Below are 4,789 nucleotides of genomic sequence, written 5' to 3' on the forward strand. Positions count from 1 at the left end.
GTATACTTTTTTGTTTATTTATTTACATCACCGATCTACACTGCCGACTCCGCTCCCCGCCCGAGGTCACCATGCATCCCCGACTCTTGATCCTGTCTGCCTGCCTGCTCGGCCTGCTATCCACCATAGGCGCGGCCTTGCCCTATCCCATCCTGCCGCCGCTGTTCGCGGCAACCGCCCACAATAGCTTCAATCACTTCCTTGGCCTGCCGCCCAAGCTGCTGTTCGGCCTGGCGCTGGCGATCAACCCGCTCGGGCTATTGATCGGCTCCGCCTTGCTTGGCCCCTTGTCGGACCGTTATGGCAGGCGGCCCATGCTCTTGCTCACCACACTCAGCTGCGCTGCATGCCACGCGCTGACTGCCATCGCCCTGCTGCTGCAGTCCTATCCGCTGTTCATCCTCGCCCGCTTTGCCGCCGGCCTTACCGAGGGCAATGCCCCGGTGGCGCGTGCCATGCTGGCCGACCAGCTCGACGGTGAACTCAAGGTCAAGGCCTTCGCATGGTTCAATAGCGCGCTGTATATGGGTTGGCTGATCGGGCCGATGGTTGCCGCGCTGACCATCGGTTTTGGCCTGACGGTGCCGTTCTGGCTGGCAATGGGCGCGCTGCTGCTCACCGCCGCCATGGTGGCGCTGGCCATCCAGCGCCAGGCGGTGGCAGCCGTCACCCAGGGTGTCTGGCAACTGGTACGCGAACGCCATGCCTTCACCCTGCTGGCGCACCGCGAGCTGCGCACCCTGTTTGCCATCCAGCTATGCCTGACTCTCGGCGTGACGGCGTTTTACGAGTTCTACCCATTGTGGCTGGTTGAATTTGCCGATATGCGCTCGCAGGGCATTGCCGTGGTTACTGCCGCACTATGCGCGGTAATGGCCGGCTCATCCTCCGTGCTCGAGCGCTTTGGCGCCGGCAGCCCCTTGCGCCGCGCCGCCCTGTTTGCCAGCCTGGTCGGGCTGTCGCTGATGCTGATCAGCGCCTCGGGAGCCAAGCTCGGCATCGCCGCCATCGTGATGGCCGGCCTGCCGATCGCGCTCTACAACGCGGTGATGCCGGCGTATTGTTCCGACCGTTTCGGTCACCTTGGCCAGGGTGCGGTGATGGGCCTGCTGGCCACCATTTTCTGCATTGCCAATATCCTGGTTGCCCTGTTCGGTTCGCTGCTCACCCTGCTCGATACCCGACTGGTGCTGGTAGCCGGCGCCCTGTTCGCGCTAGGCTCGGCCTGGGGGCTGAAGCGCTGGCAGGCCGACAGCGACTCAGCGCCCGCCGACACGCATCCAATACAACAATCCACCCCGACATGAATACCGCCGAACGCATCCTCTACCTGCTCAAGACCCGTGGTCCGCAAACCGCGCAAACGCTGGCAGGCGAGCTGGAGTTGACCTCCATGGCCACCCGCCGCCATCTCGAGGGCTGGCAAGAAAAAGGCTTGCTCAGCTATGAAGACCGCAGCGAAGGCGTCGGCCGACCCGCGCGCTACTGGCTGCTTACCGAGGCCGGCCACGCGCGCTTTCCCGATCGGCATGGCGAACTGACCGTGGCGCTGATCCAGCAGATACGCCAGCTATTTGGCGAAACCGGCCTCGCGCAGCTGATCACGGCACGCGAGCAGGAAGCCGAGCGCCTCTACACCAGCCAGCTCGATGGACAGAGCACAATGCGCCAGCGCGCCGAAGCCCTGACCAGCCTGCGCAATGGCGAAGGCTATATGGCGCAATTGCACGAGCAGGACGATGGCAGCCTGCTGCTGGTGGAAAACCATTGCCCGATCTGCGCCGCCGCACGCAGCTGCGAAGGTTTTTGCCGCTCGGAACTGGCCATATTCCAGCGCTGTCTGGGCGATGGCTGCACGGTGGAGCGCACCGACCACCTGCTGGCCGGCGCGCGCCGCTGTGCCTACCGCATCGTGCCGGTGCAAGCATGAGCACGGTGCAGCTGAGCTTGCTGGGCGGCAAGATGGCCACAGCCATCGAGCTTGAGTTGCCCGCCGGCGGCAAGCTGATCGACGCGGTACGCGATCTGGCACGCGATGGCCAGCTGCCGCTGTACTGGCGTTGCGGCCAGGGAACCTGTGGTGCCTGCCTGGTTTACCTGAACCACGCCGAATCCGGCCAGCGCTCGGTGAGCCTGACCGCGAAGGAGCGCAATGTGCTGCTGCGCATCGGCCAGCTCGATGGCGACAAAGCCACCTTGGTCTACCCGGACAGCCCCACCCTGCCACGGCTGGCCTGCCATGTCTTGCTGGAACCGGGCTGGCTGGCCGTGAGCTGGTAAATCGGCGCCAACGCCGCCCCAGCACCGCCTTCCAGCAAGGGTGGTTCGGGAAAACGCCAATTCGCGCTATGCTGAATAGCTCAGAGGAGCCAGCATGCGTGTACTCATCCACGGTCTGTGCTGCCTGTTGATGGTGGCAAGCCATGGCCGCGACACCATCAACTGGTACGAGGCCGACTTCCCCCCCGCCCATATCGAACGTGGCCGCCTGGCCGGCCAGGGCTATAGCGATATGCTGCTCAAGCGGCATATCGAGCCGGCGCTATCCGGTTTCAGCCACCAGCACACGCTGGCACCGGTATCGCGCTTCCTGCACGATGCCGGCAGCAACCCCAATGTCTGCTCGGCGCAGATTTCACGCACCGCCGAGCGCGAACGCACCCTGCTGTTCTCGCAACCCACCCTGACCTTTCTACCCACCGGCCTGATCGTGCGCGAGGAAGATATCGGCCATCTGGTCGGCCTGCTCGACGGCCATGGCCGCATCTCGCTATTGGCCTACCTGAAGCAGACACGCAGCACCATAGGCGTGGTCAGCAGCCGCGCCTATGGCCCGCAGATCGACCCGATGCTGGCCGGCGCCGGCAGCCGCGTGGTGCCGGTCAGCGCCAGCGGCGCCTCGATCAATCTGCTGCGCATGCTGGTGGTAGGCGGGCGCATCGACGCCACGCTCGGCTACTCGTTCGAGCCGGTATTCAGCAGCCAGGAACACCCGGAAATCACCGGCCGGCTGGCCTGGTTGCCAATCAGCGAGCAGCCCGACACGCTGACCTCGCATATCGCTTGCTCACGCAGCGCCACCGGCCAGGCGGTAATCAGCGAAGTGAACAAGCTGCTGGTGCAGCGCGACAGCGCCGAGCAGATACAAGGCTATTACGAACAATGGCTGGACCCGGCCAGCCGCGAACGGATTCGTGCGCTGCGCAATCGTGGTGGGAATTGAGCGGACTTCCTACAGCTGCGCTTATGCGCCTACGGCGCGGATGATTTGGAAGTCCGTGAGGCGCAATTCCCGTAGAGTGCAATTGAAGCGAAGCGCATTGCACCGAATGTGCGGCCTTGGGTTTTATGCGCCTGCGGCGCGATTGTTTTGAGCGGGGCCCGTCCCGCGGCCGGGGTACTTTCTTTTGCTTCGCCAAAAGAAAGTACCGAAAGAAAAGGCGACCCGACGGCCTCGCCGGCCTTTGGCCGGTTCCCTGCGCTCCTCACAGCTTGCGGCCGGGCCAGAACTCGCCTTGGCTGCGCCAAGGCTCAAACATGCTGTCCCGGACTACCCCGCAAGCTGCTGCGGTGCTCGGCGAGGCCGACGGGAATGGGGCTCACCGTAGCTGGCGCTACAAGTGTTCGGTGATTGTGGGCGCGCTGCGCCCGCCTTCGCGGCTGAAGCCGCCCCTACAAAAGCCAAGTCTCGTCAAGCCGCATGTATTACTATCCAAACATGGAGTTTGCGGCAGTAATCGGCACGTCTGAATTCACCTCGCGGCTTTCTTGAAAATAATTGCGAACCAATTAACTTGGTTTGCGATTAATGACGGAGCATTAGAGATGCCAAATTGGCCTGAGCAATTAAATGAAGCAAGACAGCAGTATTTATCCGCCATCAAATCAGAGATACCAAGACTTAAGGATCAATACGAGCTGACTATTCCGGAGGTAGCATTGGAACTACCCAACAGAGGGGCGAGTCCTTTTTGCTACTGGGTGGTGGATATTGGATGCAGGAACGGCGACAACTTTGTCCCAGTTGAAATAAATTTGGACACCGTATCAAATATCAATTACTCAGCAGGATCGACTTGCGGGACTGTGCGGATTTTAAACCTCAACTGGAATGATGCGATTTTTTCTATTAACGGCAACCCAAGCGATGTGCTGGGTTTTGAGGCGTGGGTGGTTAGATGGCTGGATCTGGACGAGACCAGGACTCCTGACGATGATGGATTTAGAGGTATCGTCCACGGGGTTACCGAGCCACAGCTTTTAAACGGTTTTTGGGGATTTTCCGTAGACTTAGGATCTGCACCAGTAGATGCACTAATCGAGCTGATTGAACTTTTGCAGCAAGGCGGCATATCTGAGATTTCTATACACACGGATACTGGATTCCATCAATAAAATCTGGAAAAGGCCGTAACGCGTAAAGCCTTTGTAGGATGCAATTGAAGCGAAGCGCATTACACACCATGTGCAGCTTTGGGTTTTATGCGCCTGCGGCGCGAATGATTTGAAGCGGGGCCCGTCCCGCAGCCGGGGTACTTTCTTTTGCTTCGCCAAAAGAAAGTACCGAAAGAAAAGGCGACCCGACGGCCTCGCCCGGCTGCGCCGGGTTCCCTGCGCTCCTCACAGCTTGCGGCCGGGCCAGAACTCGCCTTGGCTTCGCCAAGGCTCAAACATGCTGTCCCGGACTACCCCGCAAGCTGCTGCGGTGCTCGGCGAGAGCCGACGGGAATGGGGTTCTCCGTAGCTGGTGCTGCGTGTATTCGACGACTGTGGCGGGCTGCGCCCGCCA

At 61.3% G+C, this 4,789-nt stretch carries 5 protein-coding genes; all 5 read left to right on the plus strand.

The window, feature by feature from the left end:
- The first annotated feature begins 71 nt into the window (after window positions 1-71).
- Window positions 72-1,307 carry an MFS transporter gene (locus tag ACE3OH_RS19415; RefSeq protein ID WP_374357070.1) on the plus strand — a complete coding sequence of 412 codons (1,236 nt, stop codon included), beginning with the start codon at window positions 72-74 and terminating at the stop codon, window positions 1,305-1,307.
- A complete protein-coding gene (locus ACE3OH_RS19420; protein ID WP_374357072.1) occupies window positions 1,304-1,930 on the plus strand; it encodes a helix-turn-helix transcriptional regulator in 627 nt (208 codons plus the stop codon). The genes ACE3OH_RS19415 and ACE3OH_RS19420 overlap by 4 nt, the downstream gene beginning before the upstream one ends.
- Complete coding sequence (locus ACE3OH_RS19425; RefSeq protein WP_374357074.1) at window positions 1,927-2,280, plus strand: 2Fe-2S iron-sulfur cluster-binding protein; 354 nt, start codon at window positions 1,927-1,929, stop codon at window positions 2,278-2,280. Before ACE3OH_RS19420 ends, ACE3OH_RS19425 begins: the two co-directional genes overlap by 4 nt.
- Before the next feature lie 94 nt (window positions 2,281-2,374).
- Window positions 2,375-3,223 (plus strand): TIGR02285 family protein, encoded by an 849-nt coding sequence (locus ACE3OH_RS19430; RefSeq protein ID WP_374357075.1) that lies wholly within the window; start codon window positions 2,375-2,377, stop codon window positions 3,221-3,223.
- Between the two features lie 545 nt (window positions 3,224-3,768).
- Window positions 3,769-4,395 (plus strand): hypothetical protein, encoded by a 627-nt coding sequence (locus ACE3OH_RS19435; protein ID WP_374357077.1) that lies wholly within the window; start codon window positions 3,769-3,771, stop codon window positions 4,393-4,395.
- Window positions 4,396-4,789: the final 394 nt, after the last annotated feature.

The sequence above is a fragment of the Chitinimonas sp. genome (assembly GCF_041904975.1).
GTDB lineage: Bacteria > Pseudomonadota > Gammaproteobacteria > Burkholderiales > Chitinimonadaceae > Chitinimonas.